Annotated in this window: 13 protein-coding genes; 12 read left to right on the forward strand and 1 reads right to left on the reverse strand. The window is 72.5% G+C overall.

From position 1 onward, the window contains the following. Window positions 1-272 precede the first annotated feature (272 nt). The 9 genes from ACFVW8_RS11060 to ACFVW8_RS11100 all read left to right on the forward strand — a co-directional run bounded on the left by ACFVW8_RS11060 (window position 273) and on the right by ACFVW8_RS11100 (window position 12,608). On the forward strand, window positions 273-1,109 hold the full coding sequence (locus ACFVW8_RS11060) for a hypothetical protein (protein WP_389688428.1): 837 nt from the start codon (window positions 273-275) through the stop codon (window positions 1,107-1,109). A 47-nt stretch (window positions 1,110-1,156) separates the two neighbouring features. After that, a complete protein-coding gene (locus ACFVW8_RS11065; RefSeq protein ID WP_389688395.1) occupies window positions 1,157-2,440 on the forward strand; it encodes a hypothetical protein in 1,284 nt (427 codons plus the stop codon). A gap of 45 nt (window positions 2,441-2,485) precedes the next feature. After that, entirely contained in the window at window positions 2,486-3,106 is a 621-nt protein-coding gene (locus tag ACFVW8_RS11070) for a TetR family transcriptional regulator (protein WP_389688396.1), read from the forward strand. Window positions 3,107-3,242: 136 nt separating this feature from the next. Next, window positions 3,243-5,495 (forward strand): molybdopterin oxidoreductase family protein, encoded by a 2,253-nt coding sequence (locus ACFVW8_RS11075; protein WP_389688398.1) that lies wholly within the window; start codon window positions 3,243-3,245, stop codon window positions 5,493-5,495. A 120-nt stretch (window positions 5,496-5,615) separates the two neighbouring features. Further along, window positions 5,616-7,037: a CitMHS family transporter gene (locus ACFVW8_RS11080; RefSeq protein ID WP_389688400.1), complete on the forward strand. Its 1,422-nt coding sequence runs from the start codon at window positions 5,616-5,618 to the stop codon at window positions 7,035-7,037. 22 nt (window positions 7,038-7,059) lie between these two features. Beyond that, window positions 7,060-8,316 carry an MFS transporter gene (locus ACFVW8_RS11085; protein WP_389688402.1) on the forward strand — a complete coding sequence of 419 codons (1,257 nt, stop codon included), beginning with the start codon at window positions 7,060-7,062 and terminating at the stop codon, window positions 8,314-8,316. Window positions 8,317-8,446: 130 nt separating this feature from the next. Beyond that, the gene (locus ACFVW8_RS11090; protein ID WP_389688404.1) at window positions 8,447-9,808 is read left to right on the forward strand and encodes an ABC transporter ATP-binding protein; all 1,362 of its coding nucleotides are present in this window, start codon (window positions 8,447-8,449) and stop codon (window positions 9,806-9,808) included. A gap of 239 nt (window positions 9,809-10,047) precedes the next feature. Then, window positions 10,048-11,442, forward strand: coding sequence for an aldehyde dehydrogenase family protein (locus ACFVW8_RS11095; protein ID WP_389688406.1), 1,395 nt, complete (start codon window positions 10,048-10,050; stop codon window positions 11,440-11,442). An 86-nt stretch (window positions 11,443-11,528) separates the two neighbouring features. Next, window positions 11,529-12,608, forward strand: coding sequence for a Zn-dependent alcohol dehydrogenase (locus ACFVW8_RS11100; protein ID WP_389688408.1), 1,080 nt, complete (start codon window positions 11,529-11,531; stop codon window positions 12,606-12,608). A 127-nt stretch (window positions 12,609-12,735) separates the two neighbouring features. On the opposite strand, the gene ACFVW8_RS11105 is transcribed toward ACFVW8_RS11100, so the two are convergent. Then, window positions 12,736-13,155, reverse strand: a complete 420-nt coding sequence (locus ACFVW8_RS11105) for a hypothetical protein (RefSeq protein ID WP_389688410.1) — start codon at window positions 13,153-13,155, stop codon at window positions 12,736-12,738. 75 nt (window positions 13,156-13,230) lie between these two features. On the opposite strand from ACFVW8_RS11105, the gene ACFVW8_RS11110 reads away from it, so the two are divergent. The 3 genes from ACFVW8_RS11110 (at window position 13,231) to ACFVW8_RS11120 (ending at window position 18,710) form a co-directional block, all read left to right on the forward strand. Further along, window positions 13,231-13,935 (forward strand): uridine kinase, encoded by a 705-nt coding sequence (locus ACFVW8_RS11110; RefSeq protein ID WP_389688412.1) that lies wholly within the window; start codon window positions 13,231-13,233, stop codon window positions 13,933-13,935. Between the two features lie 249 nt (window positions 13,936-14,184). Beyond that, window positions 14,185-16,416 carry an alpha-L-rhamnosidase C-terminal domain-containing protein gene (locus ACFVW8_RS11115; RefSeq protein WP_389688414.1) on the forward strand — a complete coding sequence of 744 codons (2,232 nt, stop codon included), beginning with the start codon at window positions 14,185-14,187 and terminating at the stop codon, window positions 16,414-16,416. A gap of 44 nt (window positions 16,417-16,460) precedes the next feature. Next, on the forward strand, window positions 16,461-18,710 hold the full coding sequence (locus tag ACFVW8_RS11120) for an alpha-L-rhamnosidase C-terminal domain-containing protein (RefSeq protein WP_389688416.1): 2,250 nt from the start codon (window positions 16,461-16,463) through the stop codon (window positions 18,708-18,710). The last annotated feature ends 27 nt before the right edge of the window (window positions 18,711-18,737 follow it).

Raw genomic sequence — 18,737 nt, forward strand, 5'->3', positions numbered from 1 at the left:
GGGGGGGGCCGGGGGGCGGGGGGGGGGGGCGGGCGGGGGGGGGCGGCGGCCGCGGCGCCCCGGGCCCCCCCCCCCCCCCCCCCCCCCCCCCCCCCCCCGGACCCGGTCCCGGCCACCGGCAGTGCTCCTGCTCCGCCCTCCGGCGGAGATTCCGCGCCGCAGGACACCGCCGTCCCCGCCCCGGACGGAGACGACTCGTGAAACCCGCTCGGAGTCGACTCGTGAAACACCCTCAGGGCCAGGCGCCGGCCGCACAGGCCCCACCGGCTGTCGTGTGGCCGGTCCCCGCGCGCCGGCCGAGGGCAGCCCGCCGGGCCGCCCTCGCCGTGCTCACCGCGGTCGCACTCGTACTCGGAGCGGGTGCCTGCGGCGGGCGGGCCACCACCCATCACAAGCCGGGCACCAGCCATGAGCAGGCCACCGGCAGCGTCGGCCGGCTCCTGTCCTCCGACGACGGCGACGGGCACCGGCTGCGTCAGGTCGCCGCCGAGGGTGCGCCCGAGGTGACGTTGAGCGTGCGGCCCGACTCGGAGGACGGCTGGAACGTCCATCTCGCCGTGCGCAACTTCCGGTTCACCCCGGACAGCGTGGGCGGCGGCGCCCTCCTCGGCCGGGGACATGCCCGGCTCTTCCTCAACGGCCATCCGCTCGCCCGGGTCTACGGAACCTGGTTCCATCTGCCGGAGTCCCTGCTTCGCAGCGCCGGGGGCGGCACCGAACTCACCGCCGGCCTCTACGCCGACGACCACACGGCCTGGGCCGTCGGCTCCGCCCCCGTCCGGGCCGCCGCCGTCCTCACCACCACCCCGACGACCGCCCCCGCGCCCACCCCCGCCGAGCCCGACACCGGCACCACGCTGGAGATCTCCGTCCGCGACGGCAAGGTCAGCCCGGCGCCGGGGCGCGCCGAGATCAAGAAGGGCCGGACCGTACGGCTCCGGGTCCGCAGCGACCGCGACGACACCCTTCACGTGCACGGCTACGACAAGGAGGCGCGGCTGCCCGCGGGCAGGACGGTCACGCTCAAGTTCACCGCCGACCGCACCGGGCTCTTCGAGGTCGAGACCCATGAGTCCGATCTGCTCCTGACCCAACTCGTCGTACGGTGACGGCCGGTCCGGGCGGCGGTGATGTCGGCGGTACCGGAGCCGGTGCGGTGAGCGTCCTCGCTCATGGCATCGGAGCCCAGCACGACCTGCCCCTCTCGCCCTTCTACGCATTCGCGGGTGCCTTCGCCGCACTCTTCGTCTCCTTTCTCGCACTCGGCCTGCTCTGGTCCGGCTCCCGGTTCCGCGGTGAGCCGGCGGGCCGGCCGCTGCCGGCCGTCGTCCAGCGCGCGGCCGACGCCCGCCCCACCCGTACCGTGGTCCGCGCCCTCGGCCTGGCCGCCGCGATCCTGGTCGTGCTGCACCTTCTCCTCGGACCGGCCGACCCGGGCCGCAATCCGGCCCCGGGCGCCGTCTACGTACTCCTCTGGGTCGGGCTGGTTCCCGCCTCACTGCTGCTGGGCCCCGTCTGGCGGCTGCTCAACCCGCTGCGCACGCTTCACCTCCTCGGCTGCCGCGCACTGCGGCGCGACCCCGGAGCCGGCCGCGCCCTCCCCGTACGCCTGGGGATGTGGCCGGCGGCGGCCGGACTCCTCGCTTTCACCTGGCTCGAACTCGTCGCCCCCGACCCCGCGTCACCCAGTGCCCTGCTCCTCTTCCTCGCCCTCTACTCCGCCGTCCATCTCGCCGGCGCGGCCCGCCACGGCGCGCGCTGGTTCGACCGGGCCGACGCCTTCGAGGTGTATTCGGAGCTGCTGGCCCGGCTCTCCCCGCTCGGCCGCCGCCCCGCCGACCGCCGCCTCGTCCTGCGCTCCCCGTTCAACGGACTCGACGCCACACCGCAGCTCCCCGGACTCGTCGCCACCGTCTGCGTCATGCTCGGCTCCACCGCGTACGACGGCTTCTCCGACGCACCCTCCTGGATCACCACCGTCCAGACCTCACCCCTGGGCCGTACCGCCGCGGCCACCCTCGGGCTTCTGGCGGCCGTGGCGCTCGTCGCCGCCCTCTACACACTCTGCGCCGGTGCCACCCGGCTCATCTCCGGCCAACTGCCGCACCCCCTCACCGCCTTCGCGCACTCACTCGTCCCGATCGCGCTCGGCTATCTGGTCGCCCACTACTTCACACTCTTCGTCACCGAAGGGCCACGTACAGTCATGGTGGCACTCGGCACTGACAATCCGGCTCCGCCCGAGCCGTTCCTGGGTCCCGGCGGGGTCGCCACCCTCCAGGTCCTCGCGATCGTCCTCGGCCATGTCCTCGGTGTCGTCGCCGCCCATGACCGCTCCGTGCGGCTCTTCCCGCCCGGACGTGCGACAGCCGGCCAGCTCCCGCTGCTGGTCCTGATGATCGCGTACACCATCGGCGGCCTGTCCCTGCTCATCGCCTGAGACGCGGACGCACCTCTGTGCCCGAAGGAGGAGGCCCACGGCATCATGGAGTCCGTGCCCCATGCGAACACGAATCTCCGTCGCGCCCCCGTGCAGCAGCGCAGCGCCGAGCGCCTCGCCCGGATACTCGACGCCTGTGCCGAACTCCTCGACGAGACCGGCTACGAGCAGCTCTCGACCCGGGCCGTGGCCGTACGCGCCGAGGTCCCCATCGGCTCCGTCTACCGGTTCTTCTCCAACAAGCGTGCCCTGGCCGACGCCCTGGCCCGCCGCAATCTGGACAGCTACGCCGAGCGCATCACGGCCCGGCTGGACGGCATCCCGGCTGCCGACTGGCGCCGCGCCATCGACGCCGTGCTCGACGAGTACCTGGCGATGAAGCGCTCCGTCCCCGGTTTCGCGCTTGTCGACTTCGGTGCGCCGGCGCCGGACGAGGACCCGGCCGACGATGCCAACCTCCGCGTCGCGGGGCGGCTCACCGACCTTCTCTCCGGGCATCTGGGCCGTACGTCCGACCCGGATCTGCTGCGCACGATCCTGGTCTGCGTCGAGGCCACCGATGCCTTGCTCAAGCTCGCCTTCCGTACCGATCCCGCCGGCGACCGGGCGATCGTCGCCGAGACCCGGGTGCTGCTCCAGGCCTACCTCGCCCGAGTGCTGGACTGAGACCGGGCGGCCGCTGTCCGGAGCGGCCGGACAACCTCCTTGCGGCAACACCTCCCCGGCATGCGTACCGGTCGGTATGCTCGATGCTGCTTGCCCACATACGCGTGCCACCGTTGCCGCCGCCCGGGGAGGGCCCATGTCGCACGACCCCAGCAGTACCCGAACCGCCCTGCGCATCTGCCCCCTCTGCGAAGCCACCTGCGGACTCACCCTCACCATCGAGGGGACCAGGGTCACCGGCGCCCGCGGTGACCGCGACGACGTGTTCAGCCACGGGTTCATCTGCCCCAAGGGCGCGTCCATCGGCGGACTCGACGAGGACCCCGACCGGCTGCGCACCCCGCTCGTCCGCAGGGGCGGCGTTCTGACGGAGGCGAGCTGGAGCGAGGCGTTCGACGCGGTCGCCCGCGCGCTGCCGGCCGTCACGCGCGAGCACGGGCCGGATGCCGTCGGTGTCGTCCTCGGCAATCCCAATGTGCACACCATGGCCGGCGCCCTCTACCCGTCCGCCCTGCTCGGGGCCCTGCGGACCCGGGCCCTGTTCACCGCGAGCACCCTGGATCAGATGCCCAAGCACGTATCCAGCGGGCTGCTCTTCGGGAACCCGGACACCATCCCGGTGCCCGACCTCGACCGCACCGGCCATCTGCTGCTGCTCGGCGCCAACCCGCTGGAATCCAACGGCAGTCTCTGCACCGCCCCCGACTTCCCCGGGAAGCTCAAGGCGCTCCGCCGCCGCGGCGGCAGCCTCACCGTCGTCGACCCGCGGCGCACCCGCACCGCGCGTCTCGCCGACCGGCACGTCGCCATCCGCCCGGGCACCGACGCGCTCCTGCTCGCCGCCCTCACCCACGTACTGTTCGAGGAGAAGCTGACCGACCCCGGAGCGCTCACGGACCACGTCCAGGGCATCGAGGAAGTCGCGGACGCGGTCCGGGACTTCTCGCCGGAGGCGGTGGCCGTGGCCTGTGACGTGGAGGCCGGCACCATCCGCACGATGGCCCGGGAGCTCGCGGCCGCACCCACCGCCGCCGTCTACGGCCGTATCGGCAGCTGCACCGTGGAACACGGCACCCTCGCCAGCTGGCTCGTCGACGTCCTCAACATCCTCACCGGCAATCTCGACCGCCCCGGCGGCGCCCTCTTCCCGCTCTCCGCCACCGCCCGCGCCCCGCGCCCGGCCGCCCCGGGAAAGGGCTTCGCCCTCGGGCGCTGGGCGAGCCGGGTCTCCGGTCACCCCGAGGCCAAGGGCGAACTGCCCATCTCCGCACTGGCGGAGGAGATCGGCACACCGGGGGAGGGGCGGATCCGCGCGCTGATCGTCCTGGCCGCCAACCCGGTGCTCTCGGCGCCCGACGGCGACCGGCTCGACCGGGCGCTGACCGACGGGCTCGACTTCATGGTGAGCGTCGACCCGTACCTCAACGAGACCTCGCGCCACGCCGACGTGGTGCTTCCCCCGCCGCCGCCCTCGCAGAGCGCCCACTTCGACTTCGCGTTCAACACCCTCGCCGTGCGCAACCAGGTCCGCTACACCAGGCCCGCCGTTCCCCTGGACGCGGACCGGATGGACGAGAGCGAGATCCTCGCCCGGCTCGTTCTGGCCGTCTCCGGGATGCACGGGGCGGAGCCGGGAGCGGTGGACGCCATGGTCATCGAGCGGGCCCTCGGCAAGGCCGTCGCCGACCCGCACTCGCCCGTGCACGGCCGCGACCCCGCCGACATCGCCGCGGCGCTCACCGGCCGCACCGGACCGGAGCGCCGGCTCGACCTGATGCTGCGCCTCGGCCCGTACGGCGACGGCTTCGGCGCCGACCCCGAAGGCCTCACCCTGGACCGGCTGCTGGCCCACCCGCACGGCATCGACCTCGGCCCTCTCGCCTCCCGCATCCCGCAGGTCCTCAGCACCCGCAGCGGGCGCATCGAACTCTTCCCCGCCCCCATCGCCGCCGATCTGCCCAGGCTGCGCAGCGCCCTCGCCGGCCGCCGGGACGCCGAAGCGCTCGTCCTCATCGGCCGCCGCCATCTGCGCTCCAACAACAGCTGGATGCACAACGTGGCCGCGCTCACCGGCGGTTCGAACGTCTGCACCCTCCAGATGCACCCCACGGACGCGGCACGTCTCGGACTCGCGGACGGCGCCACCGCGACGGTCACGGCGGACGGCGGAGAGCTGATCGCCCCGGTTGAGATCACCGACGGCGTACGGACCGGAGTGGTGAGCCTCCCGCACGGCTGGGGGCACAGCCGCCCCGGCACCCGGATGTCCGTCGCCGCCGCGCAGCCCGGCGTCAACGTCAACCAGCTGCTCGACGGCACCCGGCTCGACCCGCTCTCCGGGACCGCCGTGCTCAACGGCATCCCGGTCACCGTGGCACCCATACGTTGACCTGGGGTTTTGCTCGTATTGCTCGCATGTCAACGTCTTGTTAACGCCATATGGCGCGCCCTAACGTCATCCGAACCGCCGGCTCCGGTGGCAGTTCAAGGGTGAACGTTAGGTATCCAAATGCTGACAATCCTCGGCTTTGCCATGATCACGACCTTCCTGGTCCTGATCATGATGAAGAAGATGTCGCCGATCGCGGCGCTCGTCCTGATCCCCGCACTGTTCTGCGTGGCCGTGGGGCAGGGTGCGAAGCTCGGCGACTACGTCATCGACGGCGTCGGCAATCTCGCCCCGACCGCCGCCATGCTGATGTTCGCGATCGTCTACTTCGGCGTGATGATCGACGTCGGGCTCTTCGATCCGGTCGTCCGGGGCATCCTGCGCTTCTGCAAGGCGGACCCGATGCGCATCGTCGTCGGGACCGCGGTGCTCGCCGCGATCGTCTCGCTGGACGGCGACGGCTCCACCACGTTCATGATCACCGTCTCGGCGATGTATCCGCTCTACAAGCGGCTCAGGATGAGCCTGGTCGTGATGACCGGCGTCGCCGCCACGGCCAACGGCGTCATGAACACCCTGCCCTGGGGCGGTCCCACGGCCCGCGCCGCCACCGCGCTCAAGCTGGACGCGAGCGACATCTTCGTCCCGATGATCCCCGCGCTCGGCGTCGGGCTGCTCGCCGTGCTCCTGCTGGCCGTCGTCCTGGGCCGGCGTGAGCGCCGGCGGCTCGGCACCCTCACCCTCGACGAGGCCCTGGCGACCGACGCGGTCACGGAGACGGAGACGGTGCTTGTCGCCGCCGGCGGTGGCGACGACCGCCTCCGCAAGGGCTCCGGCGGAGCCGGTACGGACGGCGGCACGGCATCCGGCGCCGAGGACGAGGCGGCCGACGACGGAGGCTTCAAGGGCCTCGACCCGCACCGCGCGACCCTGCGGCCGAAGCTCTACTGGTTCAACGCCGCGCTCACCGTGGCGCTGCTCGCTGCGATGATCATGGAACTGATGCCGATCCCGGTGCTCTTCCTGCTCGGCGCGGCCCTCGCCCTCACCGTCAACTTCCCCCACATGCCCGATCAGCGCGCCCGGATCGCCGCCCACGCCGACAACGTCCTCAACGTCTCCGGCATGGTCTTCGCCGCCGCTGTCTTCACCGGCGTCCTGTCAGGCACCGGCATGGTCGACCACATGGCCGACTGGCTGGTCGGCGCGATCCCCGACGGCATGGGACCGCACATGGCGCTCGTCACCGGCGTGCTGAGCATCCCGCTCACGTACTTCATGTCCAACGACGGCTTCTACTTCGGCGTCGTGCCCGTGCTCGCCGAGGCCGGCGCCGCGCACGGCGTCTCCCCGCTGGAGATCGCCCGCGCCTCCCTGGTCGGCCAGCCCCTGCACATGTCGTCCCCGCTGGTGCCCGCCGTGTACGTCCTGGTCGGCATGGCCAGGGTCGAATTCGGCGACCACACCCGGTTCACCGTCAAGTGGGCCGCGATCACCTCGCTGGTGGTGCTCGGCGCCGGACTCCTGTTCGGGATCATCTGAAGGCATCCGGGAATCTCTGACCATGACCGACACCACCGGGCCCGGCCGGAGCTGGCTGCTGCGCCTCGTCATCGCCTTCGCCTTCGCGCAGGGGGCCGTGTCGATGGCGCGGCCCGCCGTCTCCTACCGGGCCCTGGCACTGGGCGCCGACGCACGCGCGATCGGTGTCATCACCGGTGTGTACGCACTTCTCCCGCTCTTCGCCGCCGTGCCGCTGGGGCGCCGGACGGACCACGGCCGGTGCGCGCCCCTGCTGCCGCTCGGCGTCGCCCTGATCGCGGGCGGCTGCGCCCTCAGCGGCCGGGCGGACTCCCTGACCGCGATGGCTGCCTGGAGCGGCGTCATGGGGCTCGGTCACCTCTGCTTCGTGATCGGCGCCCAGTCCATCGTCGCCCGGCAGTCCGCCCCCGCCGAACAGGACCGCAATTTCGGCCACTTCACCATCGGTGCCTCCCTCGGACAGCTCATCGGCCCGATCGCCGCCGGGTACCTGATCTCCGAACGGGACGGTGCCATGGGGCGTACGAGCTCCCTCGCCCTGCTCGTCGCGGCAGCCGTCGCCGCTGTCTCCGTCGGTGCGCTATGGCGCATCGAGCACCGCGCCGCTCCGGGGGCCGCCCGCCGCGCGACCCACGGGAACAAGGTGCCGGTGGGCCGGATTCTTCGCGCCCGAGGCGTCCCGGCCGGGATCTTCATCAGCCTCGCCGTGCTCTCCGCGACCGACATCCTGACCGCATATCTGCCGGTCGTCGGCGAGCACCGCGGTATCGCGCCTGCCACCGTCGGCCTGCTGCTGAGCCTGCGCGCCGCCGCCACCGTCGCCTGCCGGCTGGTGATGACGCCGATGCTCCGGGTGCTGGGCCGCCCGGCCCTGCTCACCACCACCTGCCTGCTGGCCGGACTGCTCTGTGCGGGCGTCGCCCTGCCCGTCCCCGTCGCCGTCCTGGCGGTGATGCTCGCCGTGCTCGGCTTCTGCCTCGGCGTCGGCCAGCCGCTGTCGATGACCACCGTGGTGCAGGCGGCGCCCGCCGCAGCCCGCTCCACCGCACTCGCCCTGCGGCTGACCGGCAACCGGCTCGGCCAGGTGGCGGCGCCCGCGTCGGCCGGACTCGTCGCCGGAGTGGCGGGCACCGCCGCCCCGTTCGTGATGCTCGGTGCACTGTTGCTGGCGGCGGCGGGACTGGGCATACGCGGCGGAATCAGCCGGCCTTCGGCGGAGGGGCCGGCCGGGCCCTTCCCCGACCCCGCGCAGCCGTGCCTGAACCGGAACCCCACCTGACACTTCCGACTCGGAAACCTCAGTACCGTGCAACCTTTGCGCGAGTCGTTCCCTCACCCCGCGCAGTGGGTTAATTTCAGGCCACTGCCGCTCCCCACCGCTCCACCATCATCCTTCCGGGCGGAACCACATGACTCGCGCCATCACTCTGAACAATGTCAGCAAGGCGTACGGACGGTCCTCGCGTGCCGTCGACCGTCTCTCCCTCTCCATCGACCCGGGCGAGTTCGTCGTCCTGCTGGGCCCTTCGGGGTGCGGCAAATCGACCGTGCTCCGCATGATCGCCGGCCTGGAGGACGTCACCGAGGGCGAGATCCTGCTCGACGGTGAACCGGCCAACCACCTCACGCCCCGCGAACGCGGAATGGCCATGGTCTTCCAGAACTTCGCGCTCTACCCGACCATGTCCAACCGGGCCAACATCGGCTTCCCGCTGAAGCTGGAGAACCCCCGGCTCGATCACAACGAGCGCATCGAGAACACCGCAAGGATGCTCGGGATCGAGAGTGTCCTGGACCGCTTCCCCGGTCAGCTCTCCGGTGGCGAGCGCCAGCGGGTCGCGATGGGCCGGGCCATCTCGCGCCAGCCGTCCGCGTTCCTGATGGACGAGCCGCTCTCCAACCTCGACGCGAAGCTCCGCAACCATCTGCGCGCCGAGATATCCCAGCTCACCAAGGAACTCGGCGTCACCACGGTCTATGTGACCCATGATCAGGCCGAGGCGATGTCGCTCGGCCACCGGGTCGCGGTGATGCGCGGTGGACTCCTCCAGCAGGTCAGCCCGCCGCGCGAGGTGTACGCCCTGCCGGACAACGTGTTCGTCGCCGCGTTCATCGGCACCCCGCGGATCAATCTGCTGCAGGCCGTCGTCCACGCACCTTTGGAGGGGCGGATGTCGATCGACCTCGGCCGCCAGCGCCTCCCGCTGCCCGAACCGCTCAGCCCCGACCACCAGTTGCTCCGCATCCAGCAGGGCCGCCGGATCATCGTCGGCCTGCGCTCCGAAGCGGTCCGGATCGCCCCGCCCAGCCAGGCGCGCCCGGGCGAGGTCGCGCTCAGCGGCATCGTCGAACATGTCGAGTACCAGGGGCACGAGGCGCTGGTCCACCTCAACACCGGCTCGCAGCCCGCCGTGGTGCCGGATCTGGAATCGGCCCGCCAGGACCGCGGCGCCCCACGCAGGCGCCGCAGCGCCGAGGGAGGGGCCGGTGTGCTGGAACGGCTCAAGGAGCGCGCCACCGGTCACATCAGCGGCCCCGTCGTCGTGCTGGACGAACCGCCGTCCGACGACATCCTTCCGCCCGGGGTGCGCAGCCCCGACCGCCCCGCGGTCACCGCCAGCGACCTCGTGGTGCGCACCGGCCCGGACATGCGGCTGCGCACCGGAGGTCAGGTGCCGCTGCTGGTGGACCTGGCGCACCTGTACGTCTTCGACCACCAGGGCCGCCGGATCTGCCCGCTGCCGAAGGACGTGCCGGGCCTGGACATGTAGGCAGGAGGCACGAGAGCCCGGCGGGTGGGTGTCGCCGCCGGGCCCTTCGTGCTGCGACGGGCCGGCCGTACGGCGACGGTTCCGCGGCGGGGCGCGCGGGCAGGCGGAGGGGAGCGTTCCGCCACGGCCGCGCGATTTCCCCGGCCGGGCGTGACCGGCGTCTCTGGCGCCTGAAAACTAACAGCGCTAGTTTGGGGCGCGGACGACCACGTCCGTCACCGTGCCCGGGAGGAACAGCCATGAAGGCCCATGACGGTATGTACATCGGCGGCGTATGGCGGGCCGCCGCAGGAACGGACACCATCGCGGTCGTGAACCCGGCCGACGAGCAGGTCATCGCGCACGTCCCGGCCGGAACGGCGGCCGACGTCGACGACGCGGTACGCGCCGCCCGCGCCGCGTTCCCCGGCTGGGCCGCGACCCCGCCGGCCGAGCGCGCCGCCCTGATCGGGGCCCTGCGCGATGTCCTGGCCGCCCGAAAGGACGAGATCGCCGGGACGGTCACCGCGGAACTCGGATCGCCGCTGCCCCTGTCGCAGGCCGTGCACGCGGGTGTGCCGGTGCTGGTCGCCGGCTCGTACGCCGAACTCGCCGCGACGTACGCCTTCGAGGAGCAGCACGGCAACTCCACCGTGCTGCTGGAACCCGTCGGCGTGGTCGGCGCGATCACCCCGTGGAACTATCCGCTGCACCAGATCGTCGCCAAGGTCGCTCCCGCCCTCGCCGCGGGCTGCACCGTCGTCCTCAAGCCCGCCGAGGACACCCCGCTCACCGCGCAGCTCTTCGCCGAGGCCACCGAGGAGGCCGGGCTGCCCGCCGGTGTCTTCAACCTCGTCACCGGCCTCGGCCCGGTCGCCGGGCAGGCCCTCGCCGCGCACGAGGACGTGGACCTGGTCTCCTTCACCGGTTCCACCGCCGTCGGCAGGCAGATCGGTGCCACCGCGGGCGGGGCCGTCAAGCGCGTCGCACTGGAGCTCGGCGGCAAGTCCGCCAACGTCATCCTGCCCGGCGCCGATCTCGCCAAGGCGGTGAACGTCGGCATCGCCAACGTGATGTCCAACTCCGGCCAGACGTGCAGCGCCTGGACCCGGATGCTGGTGGACGCCGAACGGTACGAGGAGGCCGTCGCGCTCGCCGCGGCCGCCGTCGCCAAGTACGTGCCCGGCGAGCGGGTCGGCCCGCTCGTCAACGCCAAGCAGCAGGCCCGGGTGCGCGGTTACATCGAGAAGGGCATCGAGGAGGGCGCCCGCGTCGTCGCCGGCGGCCCCGAAGCGCCGCTCGGTACGGGGTACTACGTCAGCCCCACCGTGTTCGCCGACGTCACCCCGGAGATGACCATCGCCCAGGAGGAGATCTTCGGCCCGGTCGTCTCGATCCTGAAGTACGAGGACGAGGACGACGCGTTGCGGATCGCCAACGGCACCGTGTACGGGCTGGCCGGCGCCGTCTGGGCCGCCGACGACGCGGAGGCCGTCGCCTTCGCCCGGCGGATGGACACCGGGCAGGTCGACATCAACGGCGGCCGGTTCAACCCGCTCGCACCCTTCGGCGGCTACAAGCAGTCCGGGGTCGGCCGTGAGCTCGGTGCGCACGGTCTCGCCGAGTACCTGCAGACCAAATCGTTCCAGTTCTGACCGGTTCACCGCATCCGCTGCCCGTAATCCGACGCTCGCAATCCGCTGCCCGTATCCGCTTTCCCCCATCAGCAAGGAGCCAGTCCGTGGTCCGCGCCGCCGTACTGTCCGCCGTCGGAGCTCCGCTGGAGATCACCGACATCGCACTCCCGGAGCCCGGCCCCGGCCAGGTGCGTGTCCGCCTCGCCGCCGCCGGCGTCTGCCACTCCGACCTCTCGCTGTCCAACGGCACGATGCGGGTGCCCGTCCCCGCCGTCCTGGGCCACGAGGGCGCCGGCACCGTCGTCTCCGTGGGCGAGGACGTCAGCCATGTCGCACCCGGCGACGGAGTGGTCCTCAACTGGGCGCCGTCCTGCGGAAACTGCCACCACTGCGGGATCGGCGAGGTCTGGCTCTGTGCCAACGCACTGGCCGGGGCGGCGAACATCCACGCCCGGACCGCCGACGGCACCGAACTGCACCCCGGGCTGAACGTCGCCGCGTTCGCCCAGGAGACCGTCGTCGCCGCGAACTGCGTGCTGCCCGCCCCGGACGGCATCCCGCTCACCGACGCGGCACTGCTCGGCTGCGCCGTGCTGACCGGGTACGGCGCGGTCCACCACAGCGCGCGGGTCCGCACCGGAGAGTCCGTCGTCGTGTTCGGCGTCGGCGGTGTGGGCCTCGCGGTGCTCCAGTCCGCCCGGATCGCGGGCGCCTCGAAGATCGTCGCGGTGGACGTCTCCCCGGAGAAGGAGGAGCTGGCCCGGAAGGCGGGCGCCACCGACTACGTCATCGCCTCCGCCACCACGCCCCGCGAGATCCGCGGGCTCACCGGCGGCCAGGGCGCGGACGTCGCGGTCGAGTGCGTCGGCCGCTCCACCACCATCCGTGCCGCCTGGGATTCCACCCGCCGGGGTGGGCGCACCACGGTCGTCGGCATCGGGGGCAAGGACCAGGAGGTGACCTTCAACGCCCTGGAGATCTTCCACTGGGGCCGGTCCCTGACGGGCTGTGTGTACGGGAACAGCGATCCGGCCCGTGATCTGCCGGTGCTGGCCGAGCACATCCGGGCGGGCCGCTTCGACCTCTCCATGATGGTCACCGAACGGATCGCGCTGGACGGCATCCCGGCGGCCTTCGACAACATGATCGCCGGCAAGGGCGGGCGGGCCCTGGTGGTCTTCTAGTGCTGCGTTCCGCCAGTCCGGCCCCGGCCGGGGGGGGGGGGGGGGGCGCCGGGGGGGGGGTGGTGCCCCCGTGCGCTGTGGTGCGGCCCCGGGCCCCGGGGGGCGGGGGCCCCGGGCCCCCGCCTCGTCAGCTGTGCAGCAGCCCCGTGACCTGACCCACCACGGGCAGGTCCTTCAGCGCGCCGCCGCTGGTCACCGGGTCGGTGACCAGTGCCGTGGAGACCGGCTTGAAGTCGGCGATCTGGGTCCCCACCGCGTTGTCCAGCGGGTCCGTGCCGGTGCCGGCCAGCGGGTCGAGCCGCAGATGCGTCACGGGGGCGATTCCGCTGTCCAGCGACTGGCCGAGCGCCCCGGCCACCGCCCCGCCCGCGGCGTCGGTGGCCGCACCGAGGCCGGTGCTGTCGGAGCCCGTGGCCGGCGCGGCGGGCAGCGGCGCCGCCTGGGCCGCCGCACCCCCCGCACCGAGGGCGGCGCCCACCGCGGTGACGGTCAGACCTGCCCGCAGCAGAGCGCGGCGCCGGGACTTGGAAAGTGCGTGACGTGCCATGGATTTCCCACCTGATCGGGCCGATCGAACCATCAATCGAGTAATCGTCTGGATGCTCAGCGTAGTTGAGGTGTGATGCTGGATACCAACACAGGTACCGGGGGATCCCCTGTGCGGGTCAATGCCTCACACTCGTGTCCTGTGAGTTCCCATGCGCTTTCGACCCGCGTCGTCCTGTTGGCGGGCCCCTCCGGCTCCGGCAAGTCCTCCCTGGCCGCCCGCACCGGCCTTCCGGTGCTGCGGCTGGACGACTTCTACAAGGAGGCGGGCGACCCCACGCTGCCGCTCGTCCCCGGCAGCACGGACATCGACTGGGACTCCGCGCTGTCCTGGGACGCCGACGCCGCGGTCGCGGCGATCACGGCGCTGTGCCGTACCGGCCGCACCGACGTGCCGCTGTACGACATCGCCACCAGCTCCCGTACCGGGCACGAGGTGCTCCACATCGAGCGCACCCCGCTCTTCGTGGCCGAGGGCATCTTCGCGGCCGACATCGTGGAGCGGTGCCGGTCACTGGGGGTGCTCGCGGACGCCCTGTGCCTGCGCGGCCGTCCGTCGACGACGTTCCGCCGGCGGCTGCTGCGGGATCTGCGCGAGGGCCGCAAGTCCGTGCCGTTCCTGCTGCGGCGGGGATGGCGGCTGATGCGTTCCGAGCGGCGCATCGTGGCCCGCCAGGCCGAACTGGGCGCACACCCCTGCGGCAAGGAGGAGGCGCTGGGCCGGCTCGCCGCGGCCGCGGCGGGACACTGCCGGGCGCGAACGGTGCGCGGGGCGGTCTGAGGGACGTCCCGCCGCTCGTCGGGGCCGGTTCCTGCCGGACGGCTTCCGCCGATCTGCGGCATACCTCTGTACGGGCCGGGCGGGCCCGTATACCTTCACCCTGAGGCCAGCGATTGAAACGATTCACACCCTGCTCCGGCCGGTACTTCCCCACGTCCGGAGCAGGGTCGCTCCGCCCTGCCCGCCCGCTGCCGCCCGGCCTCGCGAACGCACCATGACAACGATTTCCCTCACGAGAGAAGGATCGTCATGCACCACGAATCGGGAGAGGGCCCGCGTCGGCGCGCCTTCCTCGCCGGCGGTCTGGTCGCGGCGGCCACGGCCGCAGGTGCGCTGCCCGGCACCGCGGCGGCCGCCGAGCCGGCCGGTACCGCCTCCGGTACGGCTGCCGCACCCGCCGGCTCCCCCGCGGCAGGCGTTCCCGCCGCCGCGGCCCCGGCCAAGACCACCGCCCCGCGGCCGTACCGCAAGGCGCCGGCGGGCCGTTGGGACGCCAACAACCTGTCGCCCGCGAGCCGCACCGTGCGCCCGGTGGCCGTCCACACCACCACCGGCACGGTCGAGGGCGCCGCGTCCCTGACGTCCCGCCACGGCTCCGGTGCCGCCCGGCTGACCGGGGCGGGTTCCTCGGTCACGCTGGACTTCGGCAAGGAGGTCGGCGGCTTCGCCGCCCTCACCGTCGCCGGAAGCAGCGCCGAGGACGGGATCGTCGGGCTCACCTACAGCGAACTCTCCACCTATGTCAGCCCGTCGGCGAGCGACGGCTCCAACGGCGGCAGCAACATCGAGCCCGCCGTGCGCTATCCGGCCGCGCCCGGGGGCCGGGTCGACACCTCGAAGGACGTACCGGTCGCGGAGGACGGTTCGGCACGCGCGGTCACTCCGGCGTCCCAGCAGCGCGGCGGCTTCCGGTATCTGACCCTCGTCAACGAGAGCGGCGGGACCCTGGCGCTGACCGGGGTGACGGTGCAGATCACGTTCGCGCCGAACGCCCGCGACCTGCGCGCGTACCCCAACTACTTCCACTGCGACGACGATCTCCTCAACCGGATCTGGTACGCCGGTGCCTACACCGTGCAGACCAACATCATCGCGAGCGACGAGGGCCGCGTCTGGGGTCCGCCGGACAGCGGCTGGGCCAACGACGCCACGGTCGGCGAGCTGGGCAGCACCGTCCTGGTCGACGGCGCCAAGCGCGACCGCACGATCTGGCCCGGGGACCTGGGCATCTCCGTGCTGACCGACCATGTCTCCCTGGGCGACCTGGTGACCGTGCGCAACGCCCTGCAGACCCTCTACAACCACCAGGACCCCGCCAGCGGCGCGCTCCCGTACGCGGGTCCGGCCGTCAACTTCATCGGCAACTCCGACGCGTACCACCTGTGGACGCTCATCGGCACGGCCTCCTACGCCCAGCTCTCCGGCGACCTCGACTGGACGCGTACGGTCTACGACGCCTACCTCAAGGCGCTCGCCCACGTGGTCGGGAAGATCGACACCGACGGTCTGCTCAATGTGACGGCCGCCGCCGACTGGGCCCGTACCGATGCCGACGGCAAGAACCTCGAAGCCAACGCGATCATGTACCGGGCGCTGATCACAGCCGGCCCGCTCGCCCGCTCGATGGACGACGCGGCCACCGCGGACGCCTGCGCGGAGCGCGCGGAGAAGCTCAGGCAGGCGGTCGACACCGAGGGCTACTGGGACGCGTCGGCGGGCCTGTACCGGGACAAGCCCACCGGTGCGGGCGCGGAGCTGTACCCGCAGGACGGCAACGCGCTGGCGCTCTGGTTCGGCCTGGTGACCGACCCCGCGCGGGCGCGGACCGTGAGCGCGGCGCTGGCGAAGCGGTGGACCGCGGTGGGGGCACTGACGCCCGAGAAGGGTGCCGACTCCGTCCACCCGTTCCCCGGCGGCATGGAGGTGCACGCCCACTTCGCGGCCGGCCGCGACAGCACCGCGCTGGAACTGATCCGGCGCGAATGGGGCTTCATGCTCAACGCCCCGCACGGGACCGCGAGCACCTTCTGGGAGGGGTACCGCACCGACGGCACCTCCGACTACGGCGGCTCCTACCTGAGCGCCGCACACGGCTGGTCGACCGGACCGACATCCGCGCTCACCTACTTCCTGCTCGGCATCGCACCGTCACAGGACGGCGGCCCGGGCTACTCGGTGGCTCCCCGTCCCGGCGGACTACGGCGTGCGGAGGGCCAGTTGACGACGCCCGAGGGAGTGATCCGGGTGTCGTGGCGGGTCCGGTCGCACCATGGCTTCGACCTGTCGCTCAGCGCGCCGGCCGCAGTGGTGGGCGAGGTCGCGGTGCCCGTTCCCGAGGGAAGCGACTACGTCGTGCGGGTCGACGGCAGGCGCGTCTGGGACGGAAGGTCCCTGGCTCACGGGGCCCGCGCCGAAGCGGGGCAGGTCGTCCTGTCCGGACTTTCCGGGCGCAGCCACCAGGTGACGGTACGCCGCAGCTGAACCGCCCCTTCCGCCAGCGCACCACGAACAGGAGTCGCGATCAGATGACCACACGTTCGAGAAGACGTCTCACCGGCCTGGCCGCGGCCGCGAGCGGCGCCCTCCTGCTGGGCGTCCTGCCCGCACCGGCAGGGGCCGCACCGGCCGCGCCGCGCCCGCCGTCCGGGCACGCCGGCCCCTGGGACAACGCCGGCTACCGGCCGCAGCCCGGCAGCTGGAAGCCGTACGTCCTCGCCCCCACCGGGCACGAGGTCGATCCGGTGTCCGTGCTCTCCGCCGATCCGCGCGGCGGCGAGATCAAGGGGGACCCGAAGGCCGCCCTCGGGAAGGGCCGGCACCCGGTCCGGCTCGTCAGCACCGGCGACCGCACCGAGTCACCGCTCCTCACCCTGGACTTCGGCAAGAACACCGGCGGGAAGATCCGTGTCCATGTCGACGGAGCGTCCGCGACGCCGCCGAAGCTGCATGTGTGCTTCAGCGAGTCGCGGCAGTACGCCGCGACCGGCCCGCAGGACAACGACGGCCAGGCGGCGCACGCCCCGGGCTGCGACACCGCGAACATCTGGAACGGCTACCCGGGCACCGCCTACACCTACGACTCCGACAGCCACACCCTCGAACTCGATCCGGCGAAACTCCCCGCCACGCTGACCGATCCGCAGCTGCGCGGCGGATTCCGCTACGCGACGCTGTTCCTCGACGGTCCCGGCTGGGTGGATGTCGGCGCGGTGTCGCTGGACTTCGACGCCGTCCCCAAGCAGGCCGACCCGTCGGCGTACAAGGGATGGTTCCTCTCCAGCGACAACGAGCTCAACAAGATCTGGTACGCCGGTGCGTACACCGTCCAGCTCAACACCTGGATGTCGGACACCGCGAAGAGCTGGCCCTACGAGCCGGGCGAGGCGGACCACGCCGACGACCAGGTGCCGCACGCCGATCCGGGCGAGGAGGTCATCTTCGACGGCGGCAAGCGCGACCGGATCGTCTGGCAGGGCGACCTCGCCGTCCAGGCGCCGGTGACGTACCTGAGCACCGACGACGTCCCTGCGGTCGAGAACTCGCTGTCCTCCCTGGCCGCACAGCAGCTGGACGACGGCTACGTGCCGGCCGCGAGCCTGGTCGGGCAGCACAACCAGGACGAGCTGCGCACCTACGGCGAGTACGTCACCTGGTTCGTCCACAACCTCTACAACCACTGGCTGTACACCGGCGACCGCGCGTACCTGAACCAGTGGTGGCCGCAGCTGACCCGCGCCATGGGGTGGCTGGAGAAGGTGCGCGACGCCGACCCGAAGGGCCTGATCGCGTTCCAGGACTCGGGCTCCTGCGGGCACTACGGCTACAGCGACTGCGGCCACGAGACGTACGTCAACGCCCTCTACAGCCGCAATCTCGACGAGATGGCGGAGCTCGCCGGGGCGAGGGGCGCCGCCGCGGACGCGGCCACGTACGCCTCTCGGGCCACGGAGGTGAAGAAGGCCGTCAACGAGCAGCTCTGGGACGAGAGCGCGGGCGCCTACCGGCTGTCCCGCGAGATTCCGGACGCCTATCCGCAGGACGCCAACGCCACGGCCGTGCTGGCCGGCATCGCGGACCCGGTGCGCGCCGGGCGGGCGATGGACTACCTGAAGCGCAACAGCTGGGGCCCGTACGGCGCCCTGACCGTGGCGCCGGGCACGCCCAACGCGTCGATCAAGCCTTCCTACGAGCCGCTGCCCAGCGGCTTCGAGGCGGACGCCCGGCTGACGGCGGCCGGTCCGAGCGGCGGTGGGCAGAAGAGCGCGCTGGAGCTGCTGCGTACGTTCTGGGGCTACCAGCTCGACCAGGACCCGGGCGGCACGTTCTGGGAGAAGGCGGACGTGAACGGGGATCCGGGCATCAAGCAGTTCACCAGCCTCGCCCACGGCTGGGCGTCCGGCCCGACGGTCACGCTGACCAACCAGGTGCTCGGCGTGCAGCCGACCGGTTCCGGCTTCTCGACGTACGCGATCGTGCCGCACCCGGGCGACCTCGCCTGGGCGCAGGGCACCGTTCCGACGCCGCACGGCGACATCACCGCCTCCTGGCGTTCCCGGGCCGACGGTTTCGTCCTGAACGCCACCGCTCCCCGGGGCACCTCGGGACGGCTCGCCGTGCCGACCGGCGGGAAGAAGGTACGCGTGACGCTCGACGGGGTCACCGTCTGGAACGGCTCCAAGGCGGTCGGCGGCTCCGGGGCCACGACCGACGGGTCTCAGGTGTACGTGGACGGTGTCACGTCCGGCCACCACGTGCTGCGTACGCACCGCCACTGACAGCGGTCCGGCCCTGCCGGACACGCG

The sequence above is a fragment of the Streptomyces sp. NPDC058221 genome (genome assembly GCF_042882365.1).
Taxonomy (GTDB): Bacteria; Actinomycetota; Actinomycetes; order Streptomycetales; family Streptomycetaceae; genus Streptomyces.

What these genes read in the sequence shown, in the direction of transcription:
- ACFVW8_RS11115 (WP_389688414.1), top strand. Translation starts at nt 14,185, where the DNA reads ATGCACCACGAATCGGGAGAGGGCCCGCGTCGGCGCGCCTTCCTCGCC.
- ACFVW8_RS11120 (WP_389688416.1), top strand. Translation starts at nt 16,461, where the DNA reads ATGACCACACGTTCGAGAAGACGTCTCACCGGCCTGGCCGCGGCCGCG.
- ACFVW8_RS11090 (WP_389688404.1), top strand. Translation starts at nt 8,447, where the DNA reads ATGACTCGCGCCATCACTCTGAACAATGTCAGCAAGGCGTACGGACGG.
- ACFVW8_RS11070 (WP_389688396.1), top strand. Translation starts at nt 2,486, where the DNA reads ATGGAGTCCGTGCCCCATGCGAACACGAATCTCCGTCGCGCCCCCGTG.
- ACFVW8_RS11095 (WP_389688406.1), top strand. Translation starts at nt 10,048, where the DNA reads ATGAAGGCCCATGACGGTATGTACATCGGCGGCGTATGGCGGGCCGCC.
- ACFVW8_RS11085 (WP_389688402.1), top strand. Translation starts at nt 7,060, where the DNA reads ATGACCGACACCACCGGGCCCGGCCGGAGCTGGCTGCTGCGCCTCGTC.
- ACFVW8_RS11075 (WP_389688398.1), top strand. Translation starts at nt 3,243, where the DNA reads ATGTCGCACGACCCCAGCAGTACCCGAACCGCCCTGCGCATCTGCCCC.
- ACFVW8_RS11105 (WP_389688410.1), bottom strand. Translation starts at nt 13,155, where the DNA reads ATGGCACGTCACGCACTTTCCAAGTCCCGGCGCCGCGCTCTGCTGCGG.
- ACFVW8_RS11110 (WP_389688412.1), top strand. Translation starts at nt 13,231, where the DNA reads ATGCTGGATACCAACACAGGTACCGGGGGATCCCCTGTGCGGGTCAAT.
- ACFVW8_RS11080 (WP_389688400.1), top strand. Translation starts at nt 5,616, where the DNA reads ATGCTGACAATCCTCGGCTTTGCCATGATCACGACCTTCCTGGTCCTG.